22 protein-coding genes and 2 pseudogenes are annotated in these 25,019 nt (G+C 37.4%); 10 read left to right on the plus strand and 14 right to left on the minus strand.

Translation table 11 applies throughout. The annotated features are described in order from the left end of the window. Positions 1 to 137: 137 nt before the first annotated feature. The gene (locus I5515_RS16620) at positions 138 to 836 is read left to right on the plus strand and encodes a DsbC family protein (RefSeq protein WP_199968752.1); all 699 of its coding nucleotides are present in this window, start codon (positions 138 to 140) and stop codon (positions 834 to 836) included. Positions 837 to 880: 44 nt separating this feature from the next. Here I5515_RS16620 and I5515_RS16625 read toward each other — a convergent pair whose 3' ends face one another. The 6 genes from I5515_RS16625 to I5515_RS16650 all read right to left on the minus strand — a co-directional run bounded on the left by I5515_RS16625 (position 881) and on the right by I5515_RS16650 (position 6,653). Further along, the gene (locus tag I5515_RS16625; RefSeq protein WP_000269732.1) at positions 881 to 1,132 is read right to left on the minus strand and encodes a GlsB/YeaQ/YmgE family stress response membrane protein; all 252 of its coding nucleotides are present in this window, start codon (positions 1,130 to 1,132) and stop codon (positions 881 to 883) included. A 171-nt stretch (positions 1,133 to 1,303) separates the two neighbouring features. Next, complete coding sequence (hpt, locus tag I5515_RS16630; protein ID WP_199968760.1) at positions 1,304 to 1,831, minus strand: hypoxanthine phosphoribosyltransferase; 528 nt, start codon at positions 1,829 to 1,831, stop codon at positions 1,304 to 1,306. A 214-nt stretch (positions 1,832 to 2,045) separates the two neighbouring features. After that, positions 2,046 to 3,371, minus strand: a complete 1,326-nt coding sequence (gene guaD, locus I5515_RS16635) for a guanine deaminase (protein ID WP_199968762.1) — start codon at positions 3,369 to 3,371, stop codon at positions 2,046 to 2,048. 56 nt (positions 3,372 to 3,427) lie between these two features. Continuing rightward, on the minus strand, positions 3,428 to 4,483 hold the full coding sequence (locus I5515_RS16640) for an aromatic ring-hydroxylating oxygenase subunit alpha (protein WP_199968764.1): 1,056 nt from the start codon (positions 4,481 to 4,483) through the stop codon (positions 3,428 to 3,430). Between the two features lie 296 nt (positions 4,484 to 4,779). Next, positions 4,780 to 5,736: a TerC family protein gene (locus I5515_RS16645; protein WP_199968767.1), complete on the minus strand. Its 957-nt coding sequence runs from the start codon at positions 5,734 to 5,736 to the stop codon at positions 4,780 to 4,782. 320 nt (positions 5,737 to 6,056) lie between these two features. Beyond that, complete coding sequence (locus I5515_RS16650; RefSeq protein WP_199968768.1) at positions 6,057 to 6,653, minus strand: undecaprenyl-diphosphatase; 597 nt, start codon at positions 6,651 to 6,653, stop codon at positions 6,057 to 6,059. Positions 6,654 to 6,788: 135 nt separating this feature from the next. Between I5515_RS16650 and I5515_RS16655 the strand changes: the two are divergent. Then, positions 6,789 to 8,038 (plus strand): annotated as a pseudogene (locus tag I5515_RS16655) (low temperature requirement protein A). Between the two features lie 66 nt (positions 8,039 to 8,104). Here I5515_RS16655 and mpl read toward each other — a convergent pair. After that, a complete protein-coding gene (gene mpl, locus I5515_RS16660) occupies positions 8,105 to 9,478 on the minus strand; it encodes a UDP-N-acetylmuramate:L-alanyl-gamma-D-glutamyl-meso-diaminopimelate ligase (protein WP_199968770.1) in 1,374 nt (457 codons plus the stop codon). Between the two features lie 240 nt (positions 9,479 to 9,718). Here mpl and I5515_RS16665 point away from each other — a divergent pair, with 240 nt between their 5' ends. The 4 genes from I5515_RS16665 (at position 9,719) to I5515_RS16680 (ending at position 14,132) form a co-directional block, all read left to right on the plus strand. Beyond that, on the plus strand, positions 9,719 to 10,081 hold the full coding sequence (locus tag I5515_RS16665; protein WP_199968772.1) for a DMT family protein: 363 nt from the start codon (positions 9,719 to 9,721) through the stop codon (positions 10,079 to 10,081). Positions 10,082 to 10,475: 394 nt separating this feature from the next. Continuing rightward, on the plus strand, positions 10,476 to 10,991 hold the full coding sequence (gene purE, locus I5515_RS16670) for a 5-(carboxyamino)imidazole ribonucleotide mutase (protein WP_002115451.1): 516 nt from the start codon (positions 10,476 to 10,478) through the stop codon (positions 10,989 to 10,991). Positions 10,992 to 11,000: 9 nt separating this feature from the next. After that, positions 11,001 to 12,122, plus strand: coding sequence for a 5-(carboxyamino)imidazole ribonucleotide synthase (locus I5515_RS16675; RefSeq protein ID WP_199968774.1), 1,122 nt, complete (start codon positions 11,001 to 11,003; stop codon positions 12,120 to 12,122). Between the two features lie 711 nt (positions 12,123 to 12,833). Then, positions 12,834 to 14,132 carry a lytic murein transglycosylase gene (locus I5515_RS16680; RefSeq protein ID WP_199968776.1) on the plus strand — a complete coding sequence of 433 codons (1,299 nt, stop codon included), beginning with the start codon at positions 12,834 to 12,836 and terminating at the stop codon, positions 14,130 to 14,132. Between the two features lie 64 nt (positions 14,133 to 14,196). On the opposite strand, the gene I5515_RS16685 is transcribed toward I5515_RS16680, so the two are convergent. The 6 genes and pseudogenes from I5515_RS16685 to I5515_RS16710 form a co-directional block, all read right to left on the minus strand. After that, positions 14,197 to 14,571 carry a hypothetical protein gene (locus tag I5515_RS16685; protein WP_080645631.1) on the minus strand — a complete coding sequence of 125 codons (375 nt, stop codon included), beginning with the start codon at positions 14,569 to 14,571 and terminating at the stop codon, positions 14,197 to 14,199. Positions 14,572 to 14,672: 101 nt separating this feature from the next. Next, positions 14,673 to 15,682 (minus strand): annotated as a pseudogene (locus tag I5515_RS16690) (M57 family metalloprotease). A gap of 81 nt (positions 15,683 to 15,763) precedes the next feature. Beyond that, positions 15,764 to 16,681, minus strand: a complete 918-nt coding sequence (locus I5515_RS16695) for a matrixin family metalloprotease (protein WP_199968778.1) — start codon at positions 16,679 to 16,681, stop codon at positions 15,764 to 15,766. A 329-nt stretch (positions 16,682 to 17,010) separates the two neighbouring features. Next, entirely contained in the window at positions 17,011 to 18,951 is a 1,941-nt protein-coding gene (dnaK, locus tag I5515_RS16700) for a molecular chaperone DnaK (RefSeq protein ID WP_003656004.1), read from the minus strand. Positions 18,952 to 19,069: 118 nt separating this feature from the next. Further along, positions 19,070 to 19,624: a nucleotide exchange factor GrpE gene (gene grpE / locus I5515_RS16705; RefSeq protein ID WP_199968779.1), complete on the minus strand. Its 555-nt coding sequence runs from the start codon at positions 19,622 to 19,624 to the stop codon at positions 19,070 to 19,072. Positions 19,625 to 19,786: 162 nt separating this feature from the next. Next, positions 19,787 to 20,680 (minus strand): LysR family transcriptional regulator, encoded by an 894-nt coding sequence (locus I5515_RS16710; protein ID WP_227562753.1) that lies wholly within the window; start codon positions 20,678 to 20,680, stop codon positions 19,787 to 19,789. A 107-nt stretch (positions 20,681 to 20,787) separates the two neighbouring features. On the opposite strand from I5515_RS16710, the gene I5515_RS16715 reads away from it, so the two are divergent. Then, the gene (locus I5515_RS16715; protein ID WP_199968780.1) at positions 20,788 to 21,654 is read left to right on the plus strand and encodes an MBL fold metallo-hydrolase; all 867 of its coding nucleotides are present in this window, start codon (positions 20,788 to 20,790) and stop codon (positions 21,652 to 21,654) included. Between the two features lie 392 nt (positions 21,655 to 22,046). Continuing rightward, entirely contained in the window at positions 22,047 to 22,277 is a 231-nt protein-coding gene (locus I5515_RS16720) for a hypothetical protein (protein ID WP_199968781.1), read from the plus strand. A 170-nt stretch (positions 22,278 to 22,447) separates the two neighbouring features. Here I5515_RS16720 and I5515_RS16725 read toward each other — a convergent pair whose 3' ends face one another. Then, positions 22,448 to 22,786 carry a hypothetical protein gene (locus I5515_RS16725; RefSeq protein ID WP_199968782.1) on the minus strand — a complete coding sequence of 113 codons (339 nt, stop codon included), beginning with the start codon at positions 22,784 to 22,786 and terminating at the stop codon, positions 22,448 to 22,450. Positions 22,787 to 22,996: 210 nt separating this feature from the next. Here I5515_RS16725 and I5515_RS16730 point away from each other — a divergent pair, with 210 nt between their 5' ends. After that, positions 22,997 to 24,067 (plus strand): alpha/beta hydrolase, encoded by a 1,071-nt coding sequence (locus I5515_RS16730; RefSeq protein WP_199968784.1) that lies wholly within the window; start codon positions 22,997 to 22,999, stop codon positions 24,065 to 24,067. Positions 24,068 to 24,224: 157 nt separating this feature from the next. Then, positions 24,225 to 24,776 (plus strand): peptidylprolyl isomerase, encoded by a 552-nt coding sequence (locus I5515_RS16735; RefSeq protein ID WP_199968786.1) that lies wholly within the window; start codon positions 24,225 to 24,227, stop codon positions 24,774 to 24,776. Positions 24,777 to 25,019: the final 243 nt, after the last annotated feature.

The following is a 25,019-nucleotide window of genomic DNA, read 5'->3' on the forward strand; positions in this document are numbered from 1 at the left end:
TTTTCAAAAGCTACTTATGTTCCACGTGAAACATTGGCATAAATGAGTGGGAGTTTGGTTATAACTCGGTAATTAGTTCTGTTTTCATAAGATGAACTGATTAAAATGATCTCCTTTGCCACCTATGAGTCGGTTTTATGCTTAAAAAATTAGGAATATTGGCCTTATTTAGCTTAACTACAAGTTTGAGTTTCGCTAATGTAGATGCGGTTAGGGAAAATATTAAAAAACAATATCCTAATTTGAAAATTAGCAATATTCAAAAAACCGAAATGCAAGGGCTATATAGCGCTAATCTGGATCAACAAATAGTTTATGTGGGTGAAGATGGTCAGCATATGTTTGTGGGTTCTATGATTCGGTTGAAGGATCAGAAAAATTTAACCAAAGATCTAGTTTTAGGACAAAACTCAATTGATTGGAAACAACTTCCTTTAAAAGATGCCATTAAAACTGTGAAAGGTAATGGTCAGCATGTATTAGCCGTATTTTCTGACCCAAACTGTCCTTACTGTAAAAAGCTCGAACCTGAGCTTGATAAGCTTAAAGACGTAACAATTTACACGTTTATCTACCCTTTAAAACCTCAGTCTATTGTTGTTTCTAGGCAGGTTTGGTGTGCGCCAAATCAATCCTATTCATGGAAAAAATTGATTCAGCAAGGCGTTAAACCAACAGTTGCAAGCTGTGAAAATCCAATTGACCGTAATTTAGAGCTTGGAAAGAGATTAGGTTTTAATGGCACCCCTACTCTGATTTTTGCAAACGGATTTAAACTTGTAGGTGCTCGTTCTGCAGAAGAGATTCAAGCTGTTTGGAAAGAATTAAGCCTATAAAATAAAAAAGCACCATTAGGTGCTTTTTTATTACCCAAAATTAATTAACTTTTTCGTGCGATTAAATTGTAAATAAAGAGAATAATGACTGCACCAATAACAGATGCGATAAAGCCCGCAGCTGAGTTCTCTCCATAAAGCCCCAGTAATCGTCCGCCATAGGTAGCTAGAAGTGAACCTGCAATACCTATCAGAGTTGTCACAATAAATCCCGCTTTGTCATCGCCAGGATGTAAGGCACGAGCGATTAAACCAGCAAAGAAACCAACCACAATAGCAACAATAAGTGACCACATATTTGTTCTCCAGTTGTTTTTTTGATGAAGTTAATGATTTGCTTCATATTCTATCGTGCTTGAGAGGTATCGGTTTTGTCTGTAGCAGATTGCGATTTTTTGTGTCTTTTTTGTTCGAAGCTAATATTTTATATAAAAAAATAGCACCTCGCGGTGCTATTTTTTTGAAATTTATAAACCAATTTCGCCAATAAATGGCAAGTGACGATATTTTTGGTCATAGTCTAAGCCATAACCTACAATAAACTTATCTTCAACTTCAAAACCTAAAAATTTAACTTCGAGATCAATTTCACGGCGAGATGGTTTACTCACTAAAGTACACAATTGAATCGAATTCGGTTCGCGAGTTTGCAACATTTCCATAACTTTGCTTAAGGTATTACCTGAGTCGATAATATCTTCAACAACTAACACATCTTTACCGCGAATTTCACCATCAAGATCTTTTAAGATTTTAACATCTCGACTTGAAGTCGTACCGCCAGCGTAGCTAGATACTGTCATAAAGTCGAGTTCATGCGGTTTAGTAATCGTACGGCACAAGTCTGCCATGAAAATAACAGAACCACGCAGTAGCCCGATCAGGACCAACTCTTTGTCACTATTTGCATAGTGAGCGTTAATTTGCTCGCCGAGCTCTTTGACTTTTGCTTGAATTTCTTCGGTTGAAATCATGATGCTCATTGCAACAGTCATGTCAGATTCCTACAAGATATAAAAGAAAAAATAAAAAAGGTGTTGACCTGCAACACCTCTAAAATCTGAGTTAATGGTAAAATTTTAAAGCAAAATGACTTTTCATGCACCCTTTGGTGAACCAGAAATTTTATCATTTTGAGTAATATGTCGATCACGCTTTAATGCAAGAGCACATATTCCAAATAATAACAAAAACTTAACAGCCTGATTTTTATTGGGCTGTTTCTTTTTGATAAGCACGTTTTCCATAAATATAAGTCGCCTCAATATTACGGTCATCACCTAAAGTAAATAATGCAAACAGCGAATCTTCAACAGACTTAGATTTAGACTGACGCAGTTGCTGTAATGCTGTTGGCTTCAGATTCAATACAACAAAGTCCGCTTCTTTACCAAGGTTGAAGTTCCCTAATTGATCCTGTAGATCAAGTGCTTTTGCTCCACCTAATGTTGCATGGTAGAGCGCTTCAAAAGCAGAAAGTTTATCACCTTGTAATTGCTGGACCTTATAAGCCTCATTAACGGTTTGTAGTAAGCTAAACGATGTACCTGCACCGATATCTGTACCCAAGCCTACCTTTACTTGTTTTTCCCATGTTTTTTTCAATGGAAATAAACCACTGCCCAAGAACAAGTTTGAAGTTGGACAAAATGCGATAGCCGATTGCGTATCATGCATACATTGCCATTCTTCATCTTCTAAGTGAACACAATGAGCAAATACAGAACGTTTACCGGTGAGTCCATAATGTTGATAAACATCTAAGTAGCCTGCTTGTTCCGGAAATAAAGATTTCACCCAAGCAATTTCATCTTTATTTTCACTTAAATGGGTATGTACATAAACATCTGGAAATTCTTGTTTTAACTGCCCTGCTCTTTCTAATTGCTCGGGTGTAGAGGTTGGAGCAAAACGTGGCGTAATCGCATAAAGTGCACGGCCCTTACCATGCCATTTTTCAATGAGTGCTTTGGTGTCGCTATACGCCGTTTCTGGCGTGTCACACAGCGCTTCAGGGGCATTGCGGTCCATAAGTACCTTACCCGCAATTAAACGCATTTGAACGTGCTCTGCGGCTTCAAACAAGGCATCCACAGACTCAGGATGAACCGTACAGAAAACTAGTGCTGTAGTCGTACCGTGTTTTAAGAGTTCTTGAACAAAGAACTGAGCAATCTCATTTGCATATGCTTTGTCCTGAAACTGGATTTCAGTTGGGAACGTATAAGTATTGAGCCAGCTTAAAAGTTGTTCGCCGTATGCTCCAACCATTTCGGTTTGCGGAAAGTGAATATGGGTATCAATAAAGCCGGGTACAATCAACTGTTCTGGGTAATGTTGGATTTCAACTCCAGCAGGAAGATGCTCATTAGCTTCTTCCCATGCACCAAACCATTTGATTTTTCCATGTTCACTAATCAATACACCATCTTCTAGATAACGCACTTGATTTGAAATATCAGTTGGTTCTGAGACGGTTTGTTGGATATCTAAAAAACGACCACGCACAACGGTGGTATTTGCGATCAATGCCATGGAAAGCCTTTATATTTTCACTTTTTTCGATTGATTGTACCCCACTTAGCCAATATTTAAACGGTATAACGTTTACTTAGTCCCCATTCAGCCAAAATCCGTCGATAAGTCGTTGATGAACGGTCTGCTTCAAAATGCGCTTCCATTATTAAATCTAGAGGCAGTTCCTCTGGTTTTTGTGATTCGATGATGTCTTGGTCTTCGGCAAAAATTTGTGCATTAAACGCATATACTGCTTCTAAATCTCCTGTTTGATCAAAGTTTCGTGTTAACGGAACAAATAAACGGGTTTTATTACTTGATATAGGGCAACAGGCATTCAGTATTTTTAAAATGCCTCCTTCTGGAAAATCCACAGTAAGTGTGGCTGAAAACGGCGGATAAACATCAAAGGTGCGTTTCCATAAAAAGCCTTCTGGTTCGAGATGTTTTAACTCATGAGGATAGTTACTGACATTACTGATATAGACCGTTTTTAAGCCGTATTGGGTACGTTCAGTTTGATATTTAGGTACGACTGGATTATCACGGTCAGCAAAGGCATTGTGATGTACCCAGGCAAAATGTGCGACATCGATAAAACCTTCAAGTTGACGCCCGCTGGAACCGGCAATATCAACAAAAGGAGGCAAAATTGCCTGATGTTCTAGATGGTCCCAAGTATCTAATACAGGAATATTGGCTTGAGCAACATCACGACCATGAATACTTGTCCAAATTAGCCCATAACGTTGCACCACCGGAAATTTAGCCAGAGAAAAACGATCTGAAATTTTAGTTAACTCAGGTTGAGCTGGTATGTGGGTACATTTCCCTTCTGTGTTGTAGCGTAAACCATGGTAAGGACAAACAAGTTCCTCACCCTCAATCCAGCCTTTCGTTAAGGGAACACCACGATGCGGGCAAATGTCTCGAACAAGATGGATTTCCCCACTTTCAGTCTTATAGAGTGCCATGTTGACATCTAATAAGGTGACTCTTTGCGGTGCTGTAGACACATCTTGAATACGGGCAACCGGATACCAGTGACTCGATAAAATTTCCCAATCTTTTGCATCAAAACTGCTGTTACAAGGCATGGCAAGCGGCGTTAAAGTTGGAATAGCATTCATGGCATCACTCCTTAAAAAAATTAGGGCTCTCACGAGCCCTTAAAATTTGGGCTTTTTTCTTTTTAGTTGATGCAAAGAGCTTGCCAATATAGATTTTTAATAGAAGAAACAAGAATAAAATATTTAAAATACATAAGATTAAAAGACTACATTTTTGAATTATTGTTCTAATATTGGTTTGAAAGTGAAGTTAGTTGTTAACAATGCACTTAAAAAGCACAGATGTTCAGTGAATATGGCACAATAAAAAAGCACTTTTAAAGTGCTTTTTTATGTAGATCCCTTGATAGGATGAATTAAGACTGCAACTGTTTTTTATTGTGTCGTAAAGAAAGAAAAGCAGTAATTGCTAATACCAATACGATAAAGCTTAACGAGATCCAGATTGGCATGTGGAACACATCAAGCAACAACATTTTTGCACCAATGAACAATAAGATGATGCCTAAGCCGTATGGTAAGTAATGTAATTTACTTGCAGCGCCAGCAAGCAAGAAGAACATTGCGCGTAAACCTAAAATTGCCATTAAGTTCGCTGTTAAAACAATAAACGGGTCACTGGTTACCGCGAAAATAGCAGGAATAGAGTCTACTGCGAAAATAACGTCTGAAGCTTCAACCAAAATCAATACTAAAAATAACGGTGTTGCCCACAATAAACCGTTCTGGCGGACAAAGAACTTGTCCCCTTTAAGCTGTGGTGTAATACGCATGTGCTTACGTAACCATTTTAGAGCTTTGATGTCTTCAATATTGGTTTCTTCTTCTTGGCCCTTTAAGAATTTAAAGCCTGTATATACCAAGAACGCACCAAAGATATAAAGCACCCAAGAAAACTCTTGAACGAACCATGCGCCAATAAAGATAAAAAGAGTACGCAGTACGATTGCGCCTAATACGCCGTAGAGCAAAATTTTACGTTGTAGTGCAGCCGGAATAGCAAATGCTGCGAAAATCATTAACCAGACAAAAACGTTGTCAATCGCGAGAGACTTTTCAAGTAAGTAACCTGCGAAGTATTCCATAGTTTTTTGATTTGCTAGGGTCACACCAGCAGTTTGCTGTAGATACAGCCATAAACCACCGCCAAATAACATTGCAACGCTTACCCAAGCAACACTCCAGTAAGCAGCTTGCTTGATAGAAACATCTTGGCCTTGCTTTTGCTTAAAGCCTAAAAAGTCTACTAGAAGCATGACAATGACAATGCCAAAGAATGCTATATACAGCCATAAATTGCCGATCGATTCCATAAATCCTCTCTATATCCGGCAATTGGGCATAAAAAAACCTCGACCAGTTGCCAGATGAATTAAACATCTGTATCAACATGATCAAGGTCTTGCCTACATCATGAATCTCATGATGCTCAGATACCGACTTTTTAATAAAAGTGTATTGACGATATCTGACACATAACATTGCTGTTATGTTTGGAGGAGGCTACTCCCCTTGTCAAACTAAATTCTGTTTTGGATAAAACATATCCAATTTCCACATAGAATGGCAGATTTTTTAGGATTACGCAACTGAACTTAATGTCGTGGTTTTTAGTACTCAAAACCACAATGCGCTATTTAATAAAGCCCCGATCTAAAAGCGGTTTGCATATTATTTGGTAAAGATGAATAAAGAATCCGGTGAAGTGTGTGCCATAAGCATTCCAGAAGTAATAACCAGCTGTATTTACCAATAGCGCTACGATAAAAGCACCCAACATATCTAAAGGGAAATGCACACCTAAATAAATACGTGACCAAGCTACTACAAATGATAGTGAGAGAAGAATTATTCCAATCAGTTTACGCTGAGCAAATAGATAAGACAGAGCGATGGTACTGAAAATCAGCATATGATTACTTGGAAAAGACGCAGTGGGCGCATGTTCGATAAAAGTTGTTCCCACACCCATCACAAACGGCCGTGGGTGATGGTAAAACAGAGAAATAACATAACCTACTAAAAGTGACACGCAGGTTAAAAAGATAGATTTAATGACCCTATTCTTTAAATCTTGGTCGCCATAGAACCATAAAAATGTAAGGATGAATAAAAGGATATACAGGAGATCATTAGCAAAAAAGATAGCAAGACGAATGATAAATTGACTCGCATCCTGAGCACCATTAATAACATGGAATAAGCTAAGGTTGAGTGTTTCTAAAGACATTCATATTCCAAACAAGAACAAAAACGTGAGCTATGATAATGAATTAAGTGGAATGCCTTGATAGAGAATTGTCACAAAAATGAAATATAGCTTGTTTGTGAGTAAAGATTGAACAGCAGGCTAAGATAATTTTTAATGCGTGATCTGAGCGTTGATATTAAAGTGTTAACGTGTAGGCACTTTATCGAGAACGTTATTTTATGACTACTCAAGAAAAACAGAAAAAATTAAGTTTAAGGCCTTTATCTCCAAGAGATCCAAAGCAGCCGCATAGAGCAGCAACACCTTTAGAATTATTGTTTGATTTAATTTTTGTGGTGGCGATTGCAACAGCTGGTCAGCAATTACACCACGCGATTATTGAAAATCACCTATGGCATGCGTTACCAAGCTACCTGATGGTATTTTTTGCGCTATGGTGGGCATGGATGAATTTTTCGTGGTTTGCTTCGGCCTATGACAATGATGATGCTTTATATCGTTGTTTGACCTTTGTACAGATTGTGGGTTCATTGGTGATGGCCGCAGGTATTCCTGATGTATTTCGTAGTCAGGATTTTGACATAATCATCATTGGTTATGTGATCATGCGCATGGCACTTGTTACCCAGTGGTTACGTGCAGCAAAACATGACCCTGAGCGGCGAATTACCGCTTACCGCTATGCAATAGGCATTGTACTGGTTCAGGTGGGTTGGCTCGTTGCTAATTTTGCACACATACTTTCAGTTCCTTTATTTTTATTTCTGGTTGTGATGGAATTATGTATTCCTATCTATGCAGAAAAACATATACCAACGCCATGGCATCCTCATCATATTGTAGAGCGTTATGCGCTGCTTACGATTATTGTTTTGGGTGAATCAATCGTCGGTAGCTTTAATGCAATACGTGATGCCTTAGCCGCTCAATCTATGAATATCCCTGCCGTTTTCTTAATGATCGGTGGTTTGATTCTGATGTTTGCCATGTGGTGGGCTTATTTTGACCGTAGTGAACAGCATCATCATGTGAAAGGTGTACGCCCATTTGTATGGGGATACGGCCATTATTTTGTTTTTGTCAGTATTGCTGCTGTGGGTGCAGCGCTTGCTGCCGCTGTGGATGTCACAACCCATCATGCCCATATTTCCGATTTATATATGGGAGTAGTCGTTGCGGTGAGTGTGGTGCTCTATACCACATGCATTTGGGTACTTTATGAGTTCCAATGTTTATCAGGAATGACCAAGTGGTTTTACCCAATTACTGCCCTCATTATTTTATGTATTCCGTTTATTTGTAATAACGTGGGATATAGCGTGTTTGCGATGGGCATTATCTATAGTTTACGTTTAATAGTTTCTAATAAATTTATGGCAAACATAGAGCCAGAAAAGGTTTAGAACTGTTTAATTAAAAAAAAGGGTTTCAATTGAAACCCTTTTTTTGTTGAATCTTTAACGCAAAATTTAGGCAGCTTTAGCTTTTAAGGCATTCATTAATTTTTGATGTAAACCACCAAAACCGCCATTAGACATAATCACAACGGCATCGCCCTCGCCCGCTTCACTGACAATACGTTCAATAATTTCATCAAGTGAACGACTGACTTGAGCGTGGTTAGAAGCAGCTTCAATCACAGGTTGTAAGTCCCAATCTAGGCCTTCTGGCTGATACCAGATTACATCGTCTGCTAAGCGTGCTGAATGTGCCAAGCCATCTTTATGACTGCCCATACGCATCGTATTTGAGCGTGGTTCAATAATGGCCCATAAGCGGCGTTCGCCTAAGCGTTTACGTGCGCCGTCTAAAGTGGTGTCAATTGCAGTTGGATGGTGAGCGAAGTCATCATAAACCTCAATGCCGTTGACTGTACCGAGTAGCTCCATACGACGTTTTACGCCACCAAAGTTCGACAAAGCTTCACAAGCTTGTTCAAGCGCAACACCTACATGTTGAGCGGCTGCAATCGTTGCTAAAGCATTAGCTACGCTATGTTGCCCTGTCATGGTCCATTTAACTTCACCGACTACTTTGCCATTTTCGAGTACTTTAAAATGGCTGCCATCGATTGAGATTAATTCAGCAGATAAAGCAGCTTTTTCATTCGCTTCTAGACTGGTACGAATCACTGGTGTCCAGCAGCCCATTTCAAGCACTTCATCAATATGAGTTTCAGTAATTGGTGCAATAATGCGACCTTCGCTTGGAATAGTACGAACAAGGTGATGGAACTGCTTTTGAATCGCAGCAAGGTCATCAAAAATATCAGCGTGGTCGAATTCAAGGTTGTTTAAAATCGCCGTTTTGGGATGGTAATGAACAAACTTAGAACGTTTATCAAAGAAAGCAGAGTCATATTCATCAGCTTCAACGCAGAAGTATTTACCACCGCCTAAACGAGCACTTTCACTAAAACCAAGTGGAACACCACCAATTAAAAAGCCCGGATTTAAACCAGCCTGATCAAGCACCCAAGCCAACATGGTTGTAGTTGTGGTTTTACCATGAGTACCTGCTACACCAAGTACATGTTTACCTTGTAAAACATGATCAGCAAGGAACTGTGGACCAGAAATATAGGGTAAACCTTCGTTAAGCATATATTCCACGGCATCAATGCCACGTTTCATGGCATTTCCGACAATCACTAAATCTGGATGAGGCTGCAAATGACTACGGTCATAGCCTTGCATGAGGGTAATACCTGCGTTCTCTAACTGGGTAGACATCGGTGGGTAAACGTTTAAATCGGAACCTGTTACCTTGTGTCCTAAATCACGAGCTAAAAGTGCTAAAGAGCCCATAAAAGTGCCACAAATACCCAAGATATGCAGATGCATTGCTCACCTTCTCCACTGCTTTTGTACACAATATTCATATGAATGACTGTGTGTGTATTATTGATAAATTTGCCAGCAACGATAGCAAGGCTAAACTCGAAAAGATAGTCAAAAATCGTTGTTGTTCTATGTGTTTGAGGCCCTGACAAAAGCACATCTTTATTTTTTCGATTTAAGCTGAATTACAGTTTTATCTTTTATAATGTTTTGATCCATATTAATACTTAAATCATCGTGATGATGAAGGATGTGCCTTTGAATCCAACGGTTTTAGCTTTTGCTTTCTTAATTATTTCTAACTGCTTTATGACTCTTGCATGGTATGGGCATCTTAAGTTTTTGCACCATGCCCCACTTTGGCAAGCGATTTTATTCGGTTGGATTATTGCGCTGCTTGAATATAGTTTTATGATTCCAGCAACTCGTATGCTGAGTGCACAAGGCTGGCTACTCGGTGAAATGAAAATTACACAGGAAGTGGTTACACTGATTGTGTTTGTACCGTTCATGCTTTTCTTATTTAAACAACCATTTAAACTGGATTATTTGTGGGCGATGGTATGTTTATTTGGCTGTGTCTATTTCGTATTTAGAAGCCAGTAAGCTGTAATGGCTTGTGAATTAATTTAATAACAAGCCATAGTTATTAGACGCAACTGCTTTTTTAGAATTTTAGAAAATTGCTGATTTCTTGGCGTTGCGCTTTCACAGTCAAAAGGATAATTACTGTCTGCTGTGGTTGTACTCAAAGCGCCGTAGGGCTAATCATCATTAAGCTCTTATTGATTTGATTCAAGGCACCATATAAATAAAATTTGAGAATGTGCCATTGTTAAACCATGACATTTTTTGATGAGATTAAAAATATTCGCAGAGCTGGTCAGTTAAATTTTCGTGAGATGAAAAATCAGTCTATAATAATGGGCTTCCGAACCATTTAAAACTTGGCTCTCGTCGAGATTTATCTTCTTTTACTTTTGTCTCTGGAACATTAGCAATGAATGCGGCCGCAGCACAAGACGCTCAACCTCTCGTTGGAATTATTATGGGTTCTCAATCTGATTGGGCAACTCTCGAAAACACAGCCAATATGCTTAAACAGCTTGGCGTCCCATTTGAAGCGGAAGTGGTTTCTGCTCATCGTACTCCAGATCGTTTATTTGAATATGCAGAAACTGCGCGTGATCGCGGTATTCAAGTGATTATTGCTGGTGCTGGCGGTGCAGCGCATTTACCTGGAATGTGTGCCGCAAAAACTGATTTACCTGTTTTGGGTGTGCCAGTTAAATCATCAATTTTAAATGGCGTAGACTCTTTGCTTTCAATCGTACAAATGCCGGCTGGTATTGCAGTGGGTACTTTAGCGATTGGTCCAGCTGGTGCGACGAATGCTGCAATTATGGCGGCACAAATCTTAGGTTTAACTCGCCCTGAAATTGCAAAAAATGTTGCTGATTTCCGTGCTGCGCAAACCGATAAGGTTGCAAGCAAAAATATTCCGGGTCAGGTGTAAGAGGCTGAGATGGATAAAACTATCGGTATTTTTGGTGGTGGGCAATTGGGCCGAATGATGGCTCAGGCAGCATTACCATTAAATATTCAATGTACTTTTTTTGAAGCAAATACAGATTGCCCAGCAGGTGTTTTAGGCCAAGTCTTTTCTAGCCAAGATGAGCAAGGTTTAAAGCAGTTTATTGAAAGTGCTGATGTTTTCAGTCTTGAGTTTGAAAATACACCAGTTGAAGATGTTGATGTTTTGACACAAACCAAAGCATTGCACCCTCCCCGTGTTGCTTTAGCAACTGCGCAAAATCGGTTGTCAGAAAAAGCATTGTTTGATGAGCTTACTATTCCTGTTGCGCCGTATCGTGCGGTAGACAGCTTAGAAAGCTTGAAGAATGCTGTTGCTGAGCTTGGTTTACCCATTGTGCTTAAGACTGCAACAGGTGGATATGACGGTAAAGGTCAGTTTGTACTTCGTTCAGAAGACCAGATTGATACTGCTTGGGCTGAATTGGGCCCTGCAAAAAGTCTAGTTGCCGAAAGCTTTGTTAAATTCTCTCGCGAAGTTTCAATTATTGCAGTACGTGGCCAAAATGGTGAAGTAAAAACTTGGCCATTGGCTGAAAATCACCACCATAACGGTATTTTATCGCATTCAATTGTTCCAGCGCCGAATAGTGAAGCTTTACAGCCTGTCGCTCAAGATTACATTACACGGTTGCTGAATCACCTCAACTATGTAGGTGTATTAACTCTAGAACTGTTTGTGACAGAACAAGGTTTATGTGCAAATGAGATGGCACCACGTGTACACAACTCAGGTCACTGGTCAATTGAAGGCGCCGTCTGTTCTCAGTTTGAAAACCATATTCGAGCTGTTGCAGGTCTACCATTAGGCTCAACAGAAGTTGTTCGCCCAACGGTTATGATCAATATTATTGGTCAGCATCCTAAAACAGCAGATGTACTTGCTTTAAATGGTGCTCATCTACATCTTTATAACAAGTCTGAACGTGCTGGTCGTAAATTAGGCCATATCACTTTAATGCCTGTGGATAGTAATGAATTGACGACGTTATGCCGTCAATTGGCGGAAATTTTGCCAGAACCCCTCGCTTTAACAACAGATATGACCCTCTAAAGTATTTCTAATTCTCTAAAAAGCGATCTTCGGATCGCTTTTTTTATCTTTTAAATTTAAAAAATAATAAATCATAAGAGTTTTACGTTTGTGGATAACTTCTCATAGGAATTTTTGAATTTAAATATTGACTGAGTTTTTAAATTTAAAAATTGAAAACAAGTTTTTTACATTGTTTTGAATTTAAAGTTAGTTATCCACAAGAGCGTTTGATTTATAATTGATAATAGAGTCTGTATATTTTAAATTCAAAACCAATGATGTTTGGTGAAATGTTTTAAATTCAAAATAACGTAGCTAGTTTGAATTTAAAACACAGGGTGATTTTTTGAATTTAAAAAATAGGGATTGTTGAGATGATTGACTTTTCTATGTCATAAATAATGATGAAATAGAGAATGGAATCAAGAAATAGTACTGTTTTGCTGGATTGTGGATAACTTTATCCACAAAAATACCTACTTTATGGTTTAAATTTAAAATAAGGTTTTTGAATTTAAACTATGCGCTATTGTTTTGAATTCAAAATAGGTGATGTACAACGGAGAAGTTTTAAATTCAAAAACAAAGTGGGAAATTTGAATTTAAAACATTGGAAATGAATTTAAAGAAGAGATTATGAATTCAAATTTACGTTTTCTCTCTGAAATTTTAGACTCATAATGGTATGGTACTTAAAAATTTAAATTCAAAAATTGAAACTGGAATAATATGCGACGTTTTTCTTGTATTGTTGGCTCTGTATTTTTGGCAATGACTCAGGCTCAAGCAGAGCTGGTAATTAATGGTTCTACTTCTACAATATCTAGTAATGCGACTGTTCCTGTAACGAACAGTAATACTTATACGCCTAATAATAATTTCCAAAGTTGTTTGGCAAATTTACGTTCTCAAGCAATTGCTGCTGGAGTGTCGGGAACAACCTATGACCGTTATACTCAAAACTTAACTCCAGATTACTCGGTTATTGATAAATTAAACTATCAACCAGAATTTTCGACACCAATTTGGGATTATCTTTCTGGCTTAGTAGATGAAGAGCGTGTTGAGCTTGGAAAACAAAAACTAGCCCAATATCGCGATGTTTTAAATCGTGCTTCTCAAACCTACGGTGTGCCACCAGAAACAATTGTGGCGGTGTGGGGTGTTGAAAGTAATTTTGGTGATATTTCTGGAAAATATCCTTTATTACAATCACTCGGAACCTTAAGTTGTGAAGGTCGCCGACAAAGTTATTTCCGTACTGAATTTTTTGCCACCATGCGTATTTTACAGCGCGGTGACTTAACCGAAGATCAACTGAAAGGTTCATGGGCTGGTGCATTTGGACATACCCAATTTATGCCATCGACCTATGAACGTTTAGCTGTTGATTTTGATGGAGATGGTCGTCGAGACTTGGTGTCTAGTACAGCTGATGCACTGGCTTCAACGGCTAATTTCTTAAATAAAGCAGGCTGGCAAGCAGGAATGCCATGGGGTTTTGAAGTAAAAGTTCCCCAAGGTATGTCAATTGATGGAGAAGGGCGACGCTCAAAGAAAGCTTTAAGTAGCTGGAGTGCGCGAGGAGTAACCCGAATTGACGGCTCTCCACTTGTTCAAGGGGCTTTATCTAGTAGTACTCCGGCAGGTTTAATGGCACCAGCAGGTGTAAATGGTCCAGTATTTTTAGTATTTAAGAATTTTGATGCTATCTATAGTTATAACGCTGCGGAAAGTTATGGTCTTGCAATTGCCCATTTATCTGATCGTTTAAAAGGCGCTCGTCCTTTTGTAACATCTTGGCCAACTGATGATCCAGGAACTTCGCGTGCAGAGCGTCGTGAAATCCAACAATTTTTGATTAATCGCGGCTACGATATTGGTACAGTTGATGGTCTTATTGGTGATAAAACCCGTGTAGCTATTCGTCAGGAGCAAACTCGTTTAGGTTTAAATCCAACAGGACGAGCTGGGCAACAAATCTTACGAGCATTTCGTCAAGAACAAGCCAAAAAAATGATGCAATAAAATCAAGATAATAAAAAAAGGTCTGCATATGCAGACCTTTTTTATGAGTACTTGTATAAGATTGCTAATCTAATTTAACCGCTTCCAAAATATCAAAAATAACTGAAGTGACATCTTGGCTTAAATCTCGATCATTAAAGATTTCATACGCAGTGATCGTAACATCTGTATCACTTGGTAATTGCTTTTGTTCTTCTTCAATTAAATGTTCAATCGGTAGCAGAGTCTGTTTCACTTCAAGATGTAGAATATCTTTATATTCAATATTTTCATCTTCAAGTTCGATTTCATGCTCATTAAAAAAGGGGATTAGAATAGAATGAAGATACGGTTTTATTTCAATAATATCAAACAGTTCAATATCACGTGTTTGTTCAATTGTGCTGATGTGATCATTTACTTCAATCAGGATATGATAGTAACTCATCTTCATCTCCATCCTATTTTAGTTAGCTCTTATAACCACAATAACATGACTTTGATATGAATTTCGATGTATCTACCTAGAAATAGATACATCATTTTATATCAAATTCTTAATTATTGAGGTAAAGCACTTAATAGATTGCGATCGGCATCGGTAAGACCAGTGATTTTTGTGTCACCATCTTTACGAACTGAGTACATTAATGAATTTGGTTGATCACTGTGTTTTAAACCAAGCGCATGTCCTAGCTCATGAGCAATTGTTAAACGCAAATCATCAATAGACTTAAACTCATAAATCACAATTTGTTTGCCATTGTAGATACCTTTTTTAAAGACATCAGCTTGAGCATTTTGCTTAAATTGGTTCAATGAATCATTGAACTTATTATTAATCTCATTAAAGTGAGTAACTTTGGTATTCAAATCTTTAGCTTGCTGATTATATACAGCAATTTCTTTCTTTAAAGCAACAGTTTGTTTTTGCAAATCTTTCTGGGTTTTAGCCAAAGATTTAGCACTGTATTCAGGTGCTAATTTGCCTTTGTTAAGCTGCATCATTTGCTCGTCAAGATTTTTCAATTTGCCATTCAAAATCTGCTTTTTATTTTCAAGGTCAGATTGAGTCTGACCTAATGTTTGCTTCAATTGTTTAATTTGTTGCTGTTCATCAATTACACGTTGCTGTTCTTGCTGAAATTGAGCTGCAATTTTTTGACGCTGTTCTGAACGACTTTGGCCATTATCGTAAACTAGACGAATTTCTAACTTTGCATTTGGATCATAAGTAAAATAATCCTGCCCAGTGCCTTGTTTCCAAATATCCGCAGCTTGTTGGCTAATCTGAATCAATTGATCTTGGCTTAAACCAAAACGGGGGTCAACTTCAGCAATTTTATAAGTCAGATGCTGACCGGCTTTTTGCTGAACTTGAGTATGAGCTGCAGTAGCAAGATGAGCATTAGCCTGAAAATTAGAAAAAGCAAAGGCTACGCCTAGTAACAAAGATGTTAAACGCATAATTGACTGGGGAGATTTTAAAAAAAACGTATTATAAGAATATAAAGTGAAAAATCAATCAAAAAATGTACAATTACGATAAATAAATGAGACTTTAGTCTCATTATTTTTTACCAAATGCCAAATTATTTTTTAGAAAAAATTCAATATATTTAGTTTAGTTTAGTTTTTTTAATTATTTAACTTTAATGATTTTCCTTAATTGAACTATAAATTGAGCCTAATAACTCTAAATCTGAATCTGTTAATTTGAAATTATGAATATCTTGCTCTTTTAAACGGGGGTACATTAAAGATTTTGGATCAGTCGTGTGTTTTAGTCCTAAAGCATGGCCAAACTCATGAGCAAGGGTCAAACGTAATTCATTTAAAGAAGTATAACCGTAAATTTGGATTTGGTTTTGACTGAATAACCCCTTATGAAAGGGGTGAATATGAGCTTTTTGTTCTAGCTTAAATTGTGTTATTAAAGTCTTTAAATTGTTTTGCTCTTGATTTAACTCATTAATTTTTAAATTAAGTAATTGAATTTTAATATTTAAATTATTTGATTCATTTTGCAGATTTCCAGAGCTCTGCTGTAGTTGATTTTGCCGCTCTTTTAATTCATCGGCATGATAGTATTGATGTTCGCCTTGGTTAAAGCGTGTTACGTCTCGTTGATATTGTTCAAAATCAGCTTTTAGACTAGCCTTTTTTTTGTTTAAATCAGATGATAGCTGATCAATTTCTCGTTTGTTTAGAACAATTTCTTCATTTTTAATACGCCATTGTTCCTGCTTTTGCAAAAGTGCATTCAAATTTTCTTGTTGCTCACTTTTAATGATTTGATGATCATCATAAATTAAGTTAATTGATAACTGTGCTTCTGAATCATAAATGAAATAGGTTTTACCCGTCTCTTGGTGCCAGATTTCAGCAGCTTGTTGACTAACCTCAATCAATTTTTCTTGAGTTAATTGAAACCGTGGATCAATAAAAGCAATTCGATACTTTAAAGGTCGATGAGATGAACCAATTGCTAGATTACTTTGGGCAAAGATCGTCGTTTGAAAGCCTATACATAAACACAAGCTCAGTCCCCACCATAGAAATTTTTTCATGGCAAAATAAAAAATATAAATAAATCTTATTGTTAGTTACTTAATCACTTTCGTCAAAATGATAAAAAATGCAAGAGAGTAGGTGGGCTTTGTGATCTTGGTAGGAAAATTTAAAAAGATGTTTTTAGACTTGGCAATAATGGAAGAATTAATGTAATAAGTAACAATGTATTTTATTTTAAAAAATCTTTTTTATAATTAATAGATTAGTTTTTATAGTTGACCTTTTTGACATTAAACAATCAAAAAATATCCTTGAAAATCTATTGTTATTTTTTGTAAATAATAAAAAACCGCGCCTAAGCGCGGTTTTTTATTAAAGAAACAAATTATTTTTTGTCATCTTTAACTTCAGTAAACTCTGCATCTACAACGCCATCATCAGCTTTTTGTTGGCCTGCATCGCCACCTTGGAATGCATTTGGATCAAAGCCTTCTGCACCACCAGCTTGTTGTGCTTGTTCATAAGCACGTTGAGTGATAGGCATTAAGATGTTTTGTAAAGCTTCAGTTTTAGCTTTGATATCTTCAACATCATTTTCTTTTGTTGCTAATTCAAGTTCAGAAACCGCAGTACTTACAGCTGTTTTTTCATCTTCAGTAACTTTGTCACCAAGATCTTTTACAGCTTTGTTTGAACTAGAAATCAATGCATCAGCTTCGTTACGAGCTTTTGCAAGTTCTTCAAACTTACGGTCTTCTTCAGCATTCGCTTCAGCATCTTTAATCATTGCTTCGATTTCAGCATCAGACAAACCTGAGTTTGCTTTAATCTGGATCGATTGCTCTTTACCAGTGCTCTTATCTTTAGCAGATACTTTCAAGATACCATCCGCATTGATGTCGAAAGATACTTCAATTTGTGGCACACCGCGTGGAGCAGGTGGGATATCGCCTAACTGGAAGTTACCCAACAATTTGTTTTGTTGAGCCATCTTACGTTCACCTTGGTAAACTGAAATGTCTACAGCAGGCTGGTTGTCAGCAGCAGTAGAGAACACTTGTGATTTCTTCGCAGGAATCGTCGTGTTTTTCTCAATGATTGGTGTTAATACACCACCCATTGTTTCAATACCTAAAGTTAATGGTGTTACGTCTAATAAAAGAACGTCAGTTTTGTCACCAGACAATACTGCACCTTGAATCGCAGCACCGATTGCTACTGCTTCGTCAGGGTTCACGTCTTTACGTGGCTCTTTACCAAAGAATTCTTGTACTTTTTGTTGTACAAGCGGCATACGAGATTGACCACCAACCAAGATTACGTCAGAGATGTCAGAAGTCGAAAGACCAGCATCTTTAAGCGCAATACGGCAAGGCTCAATTGTACGAGCAACTAAATCAGCAACCAAACCTTCAAGTTTTGCACGTGTTACATTGATCACTAAGTGTTTAGGACCAGTCGCATCAGCAGTGATATATGGAAGGTTAATTTCAGTTGCATTAGATGAAGAAAGCTCAATTTTTGCTTTTTCAGCAGCTTCTTTCAAACGTTGTAACGCAAGTGGATCATTTTTCAAGTTCACACTTTGTTCTTTCTTAAATTCTTCAACCAAGAATTCAATTAACGCGTTATCAAAGTCTTCACCACCAAGGAAAGTATCACCATTTGTTGATAACACTTCGATTTGCTGGTCGCCATCAAGGTCTGCGATTTCAATGATTGATACGTCAAAAGTACCACCACCTAAGTCGTAAACCGCAATTTTACGATCGCCTTCTTTTTTGTCCATACCGAACGCAAGTGCAGCAGCAGTTGGTTCGTTAATGATACGTTTAACGTCTAAGCCAGCGATTTTACCCGCATCTTTAGTTGCTTGACGTTGAGCATCGTTAAAGTAAGCAGGAACAGTAATAACTGCTTCTGTAACTGTTTCACCTAAATAGTCTTCTGCAGTTTTCTTCATCTTTTTCAAGATTTCAGCAGAGATCTGTTGAGGCGCTAATTTTTTATCGTTTACTTCAACCCAAGCATCGCCATTGTCAGCTTTGATGATTTTGTAAGGTACAAGACCGATGTCTTTTTGTACCGCTTGATCTTCATAACGACGCCCAATTAAACGCTTAATAGCGAATAATGTATTTTTCGGGTTAGTTACTGCCTGACGCTTAGCACTTTGACCCACTAAGATCTCGCCATCTTTATAAGCAATGATCGATGGAGTTGTACGTGTGCCTTCAGCGTTTTCGATTACTTTTACTTTATCGCCTTCAAGTACAGCAACGCATGAGTTGGTAGTACCTAAGTCAATACCAATAATTTTTGCCATGTGACGTTTTCCTCAAAAATTCTTTTGCAATGTTTTTGCTTGTTATCCGATATGAGAGTGAATCTATTTTTTTCAAGCATTTTAGCTAAAAAAAATCTAAAAACTCTCAAAAATTTACTTATTGACCAACCATAACCATAGCAGGGCGCAATAAGCGGCCATTTAAGGTATAGCCTTTTTGTAAAACAGTACCGATTTCATTCGCTTTAGCATTTGGATCAATACCAACTGCTTGATGTAAATCTGCATTGAAACCATTTTTAGTATCAGCTTCTACAACGCCAAATTTTTCAAGCGCAGTTAACAGTGACTTTAAGGTTAATTTGATACCTTCAAGTACTGGTGTCTCTTCATCACCCGCCGCTTGGATTGCACGCTCTAGATTGTCTACAGAATCTAGTAATTCTTTTGCAAATTTTTCAAGCACAGTTTCCTTATGCTTTTCAGACTCACGTTGAATACGCTCTACACTTTTTTGTGCTTCGTAAACAGCATTCGCTGTACGTGCTTTTTCAAGTTTAAGACTTTCTTCTAATTTAGTGATTTGCGCTTGTAAAGATTCAACGGTAACGTCGTTTGCTTGCTCTACACCTTCAGCCTGAGTTTGCTCATTAGATTGCTCTGCTTGCTCGTGTTGAATGTCTTGAGCTTGCTCATTTTGCTCATTAGCCATTGATGATCTCCGTTTAAATGGGTTTTTAAACATGTACAGTCCTTTGGGCATCAGTATTTACTGTGTAAAATCTGAACTGCCATGCATATGCTGTAATTCATTAATAGAGATGAAGTATGGGCATTGCCTAAAAATTCAAGCGTACACGGCAATTTAAAACTTTTAATTTTGCGGTTTTAAGTAAAAATCTAAATTCTCGATCATAAAAGCAATAAATTCCTGTGTTATCTTGGGTAAATGTTGCCTCGATGCATATACCACTGACAGACTTAACTCCGGAGCTGAAAAGTTTTTAAATAAAGGAACTAGTCGTTTTTCTTTTAAATCTTTTTTAACTAATACTGAAGGCAACATGGCCACACCCTGAGCATGTAGACACATATCATAAACAGCATTTACATCATTACTTTTAAAGGTAACGTTTAAAGGATAATTTTGCGGTTGTTGCTCTTTATCAAAAAGAGTCCAGTATTGATGTTGGCTATGATGAGCTAAACATTCATATTGAATAAGTTGTCTTGGATGGGAGAGGGGGCTGTGCTGTTTTAAATAGTCTGGATGGGCACAAAATATTGATTCGATCTGACAGACTGGTCTCGCAATTAATCCATCTGCAACTTTTTGCGTTATACGCAAAGCCAAATCGACTTGTGCATCAATCAGGTCAATTGTATTTTCAGTAAGATATACATCAAATTGAATATGTGGATGTTGCTTTTTAAATTGACGAATACATTCCCCAACACCTAGTTGAAATAAAAATAAACCACAGGTAAAACGAATCGTACCGTTATGTTGTTCGGGTGCTGCCAGCTCTTGTAAAAGTTGTTGTTGTTGTAAAATATTTTCGCAATAGAGGAGGGCTTTTTCACCGGCTGGAGTGAGAGATATTTTCCGGGTATTCCGCTGAAATAGTCGAGTTGAAAATGTGTGCTCTAGGTGCTCAAGATAGCGAGAAACCATGGCACGGGAATAATTAAGATGTTCAGCAGCTTTGGTTAAATTGCCATGTTGAGCAATAGAAACAAAGACCTGTATGGCTTTTAATGTGTCCATATGTCTTATCATTATTACAATATATGCAACAGTTTATCTTAATTTAGTGCATTTACCTTACATAAATTGCAATTTAAAGTATTCCTTATGAAATTGGAGAATACATAATGAAATTTTTTAAATTAACTGCTTCAGCCCTAGCAACTGCCACAGCTTTGACAATGGCTTCCTCAGCTTTTGCACAAGATCTAAAAATCCAAAGTTTTCTAGCTAAACCAGAACATTTTGGGGTGACTTCTACTTTAATTGAAGGTGATAAAGAAGTTCTATTAGTAAATGCGCAATTCTCAAAATCTGAATCATTACGTATCGCTGCCGACATTATCGATAGCGGTAAAACCTTAAAGACAATTTTCGTAAGTTATGGTGATCCTGACTATTACTTTGGTTTAGATGTGTTTAAACACTACTTTCCAAATGTACAAATCATCGCAACTCCAGAAACTGTTAAACATATTCAAGATACCCAAGCCCTTAAAGTGAAATATTGGGGACCACAAATGGGTGCAAATGCGCCTAGCCAAATTTTTGTGCCTCAAGCTTATACTGCCAAAACTTTAAAACTTGAGAATGAATCAATCGAGATTAAAGGTAAAAAAGAGCTTACTTATTTATGGGTACCTTCTGCAAAAGCTGTAGTGGGTGGAATTCCAGTATCTTCAGGCATTCATCTATGGATGGCAGATACACCTAAAACTAAAGATCGTGCTGAAGTCATTCAATCTCTAGAAAGTATCAAAGCCCTTCAACCTAAAATTGTTGTACCTGCTCATATGGTGGAGGGGGCTCCACAAGGTCTAGATGCTGTTAATTTCTCAATTAACTATTTAAATAGTTATGAAAAAGCGGCTAAAGCAAGTAAAAATTCGGCTGAGCTTAGTAAACTTATGCAAAAGCAATATCCAGCTCTTAAAAGTGTGGATAGCCTAGAGCTAGGTGCAAAAGTTGTAAAAGGCGAGATGCAATGGCCGTAATTTAGTATTTAGGCCATATCTAGTTTCAAAAGAACCGCGATCATTTCGCGGTTCTTTTATGAAGAAATCAATTTTTTAGTTAAAAAAGCTCTGTAACAATCTACGCACCTTATATAGCGTTTCTATAAATGGAAAAATTTTGAATACGATTGCCAAATACTGTAAAAATAAAAAATTGATAAAAATAAACAAACGTTTATCTATAGTTTAATTTATCACATATAACGGTCAGTTTAAGAAATTGAATTTAATAAAAAATTGCACAATTCGTACTTCTATTACTACAAAAGACAACCAATGATACGCACGCCAGAAAAAAAAATTGTGAATTATAGGCATCGCGAAGATGAACTTTGCATTTAAACGTTTGTCGTAATGAAAGGAAAGCAATCATGAAAAAATTAGGTCTTATCTCTGTAGTACTTGCTGGTGTTGCATTTACAGCAGTTGGCTGTGCGTCTGAAGCTGGTTTAAACGCATCAGGTTCTGCTCAAACAAGTGCTAGCCCATCTGGTGTACATGCAGGTGTAGGTGTTGATGCTGGCGTTTCTGGCCAAGCACAACCAGGTCAAGTTGATGCTGGTGCTTCTGGTTCAGTTTCAGGTTCTGCAACGGCTCAGTAATTTGCTGCTAAAAATAAGAGATATGAGTTTATAGAAGATATATGTTCAAGATGCCAATACATATATGAAATGAGCTGCTACTCATTTTTCTGTAAATTAGAGAGAATTTACATTCCTCAAAAAAGCCCCAAAAGATAAGTCTTTTGGGGCTTTTTTACACTTTATTGAATTTAGTCATCATGGTGGTAATCTCGCCCATCACGATTCTCTACCCGTTTTTTATCCCATTCGCGGTGCTTTTTATCATCTTCATGGCGTCTTTTATCCCACTCATGACGGTTCCGGTCTTGTTCACGAACGTCCCTTCGTTGTTGTTCGTATACTCGTTGACGCTCTTCCCAACGTTTCCGTTCCCAATCGTTATAGTGACGTCCATCATTACGGTCATAGCGCTGATCACCATGATAACCATACCCGCCGCCACGATAATAAGGGTCATCTGGATAAGCAACACAGCCTACAGTTAAAAGACTGGCTGCTAACATAGTAACAACTAGTTTTGCTGACATAATCGTACCTCTTTTTGTCTGTTAACAATAATTGGCAAAAAAGTCCTGTTTTAATCGACAGATTTGTTAATGACATTTGCTATAAATCAGATTAGCGTAGATTGGTTTTTACCTTTGTATCTTGATTGCATGAGTTGTATGCGAATATAGTCAAACAACGAAGAATTCTGTAGAAAATATGAAGGATAATAGGAATTCATGGAGATAGGCATGACAGCATTCAATCAAAAAATTCAAACACTGCTAGATAAGGGGCAGGGCCCCGCTGCTCGAGCACTCGATAAATTGCCTCGAATAGCCCAAGAGTCTCTTGCTAAAATTTTGGGATATTCTTATCAATACCCAGATCTTGACTCATTTACTAAATGTTTGCTGGCTGTGCAAATTAAGCAGGGGAAAGTGGGATTTATTGGTTCAGATCCAATTGAGTCAAGAAGAATATTTGATGCACAAATGCAGGCTATACGTCAAAAATCAACTGATATTGAGTCAGTAGAAGATATTCGTTTACCTCTCCAAAGTGGAACTGTTTTTGCGAGACACTACCATCCAGCGCCTAATAAAAAATTACCTCTTCTTGTTTTCTATCATGGAGGAGGGTTTGTCGTTGGTGGGTTAGATACTCACGATGAGGTTTGTCGTATATTGGCAAAATATGCAAAAGTACAAGTACTCAGTATCGATTACCCTCTTGCACCTGAAGTATCTCCTCAACACTTAATTCAGTCATGTGAAGATGCATTAGCATGGGTATATCAAAATCGCAGACAATTAAAGATATTAAAAGGTCGAATTGCGGTAGCTGGTGATAGTGCAGGTGGAAACATCAGTACGGTTGTGGCTCAAAGATCAGTAAATAAACCTTATGCTCCACAGGCACAACTTCTCATTTACCCTACAGTTGATTTTAAGAGCCGACATCCTTCCTTCTATGCCTATAACGAAGGATTAGTTTTGACAGATAGCGATATCGATAATGTCACTCAATATTATGCAACCCAGCATAACGTAGAATTAGATGACCCTATTATTTCTCCAACCTATGGTAACTTGAAAAAGAATCCTCCAGCTTTTGTGATTACTGCTGGGCATGACGTATTACATGATGAAGCAAAAATCTATAGTTATAAGCTACGCCAAAATGGTGTCAAAATGCATTATGAAGAATACCCAGATCAAACTCATGGATTTATAAATTTGACGCCTATTTCTAAAAAGGCTAAACGGTACACCATCGAGTTCAGTAAAAACTTTAGAAAATTCTGGGATAAAAATAGCTAAATAAAAGTTTGGTCCATGTTTCACGTGGAACGTGGACTCATACTCAAATCTAAAATATAAGACTTTAAATAAAAGATAATAAATACTCACTAGAATTCTTTTATATAGATGATTAAATTTAACCTTTATTAGATTTTGCATTTTACTGTAGGAAGATATGAAAAAATTATTAATGCTATGTTGCTTGGGTTTAAGCAGTCATTCAGTCTGGGCTGACACTCTAGTTGAAATGCAAACAAATTTAGGCAACATTGAAATACAACTTTATGACGAAAAAGCTCCAAACAGCGTGAAGAATTTTAAAAGCTATATAAAGTCGAACTTTTATAAAGACACGATATTCCACCGCGTAATTCCTGGCTTCATGGTACAGGGTGGTGGGCTTACTGCAAACATGCAGGAAAAGAGTACTCGAGCACCAATCAAGAACGAAGCTGGAAATGGAATTGCTAACACACGCGGAACCTTAGCGATGGCTCGTACCGCAAACCCTGATTCAGCTACCAGTCAGTTCTTTATTAATGTTGCTGATAATAGTTTTCTGAATCGTTCTGCTGGTAATGCTGGTTATGCAGTTTTTGGAAAAGTGGTTAAAGGTATGGATGTAGTTGACCGCATTGTAAAAGTACCAACAACCAATGATGGAATGCATCAGAACGTACCTAAGCAACCTATTAAGATAATAGATATCAAAATCAAAAAAGAATGAAAATAAATCTATTTGATATTTATTGTTGTATATCAAATAGATGGACTTAAATATAACATTCTTGTTAATTTATTTGAGTAAAAAAGAGACGGTCAAACGCATGTGTTTGGAAAAGTGCTTGCGTACCAATTTTTTTTCCCTATAATGCACTCATCCCGACGCGATACATGAGAATATCTTAGCTTACAGGGTTAAGATGAAAGATTGGTATTGCGTTGAATTCTGTCTCTGACGAAGAGCAGA

Origin of the sequence: Acinetobacter calcoaceticus (assembly GCF_016508255.1) — a bacterium.
GTDB classification, from domain to species: Bacteria; Pseudomonadota; Gammaproteobacteria; order Pseudomonadales; family Moraxellaceae; genus Acinetobacter; species Acinetobacter calcoaceticus_E.